Raw genomic sequence first — 636 nt, 5'->3', positions numbered from 1 at the left:
TCCCAGTCTTTTGGCTGCATTGGTTCATGCACAGATATTGGCGCACGCATTGCGGTGCGACCAGAGTAACGACGCGGCTGACGAGCAATCTTAAGACCCGTGATACGATAATCAGCATTGGGCGCCGCAGCTTTAATACCAATAAGCTTAGGATGAGTCGCTACTAAGGCGTTAATTACATCATCTAGCTGTGTCCAGTCAACATCTCGACCTTCCAAGCTGCTATGAACCGCATGCAACCAGCGCCAGCCTTCTTTAATACTGCTCATCGGATGGTAGTAGTTGTTATCGTAAACTTGGAAAAAGCGCTGAGCCCGGCCCTCGCTTGACACCAAAGTACCATCCGCTTCAGCAAAGCTTGCCGCTGGCAATACAATATCGACATCTTTGTGCCAGTCAAGCAGCTGATGATCTAAAGCAATGACTGTCTTGTCAGCGAGCAACTGTGTTAGTTTGTTGGCATCGATCGCATCAGTCAGCTGATTTTCGGCAACGATAACAACATCAAAATCAGTGGCCAATATTTCTTCTGTAGATTGACCGCCAAGTAGGCAAACACCCATACTATTAGCGTCTGGAACCGCTAAATAAATACCGGCTTGTGCATGATAACTGTCATTTGTCTCTTTTAGCTCA

At 47.0% G+C, this 636-nt stretch carries 1 protein-coding gene; it reads right to left on the bottom strand.

Translation table 11 applies throughout. From position 1 onward, the window contains the following. Positions 1-636: molybdopterin-dependent oxidoreductase (locus ACS8FD_RS21790; protein ID WP_439277409.1), on the bottom strand; the 636-nt coding region annotated here is incomplete at both ends.

It is taken from the genome of Psychrobacter sp. 1U2 (assembly GCF_051847575.1).
Note: the sequence above shows the minus strand (reverse complement) of the source record. Positions and strands in the feature narration are given on the sequence as shown.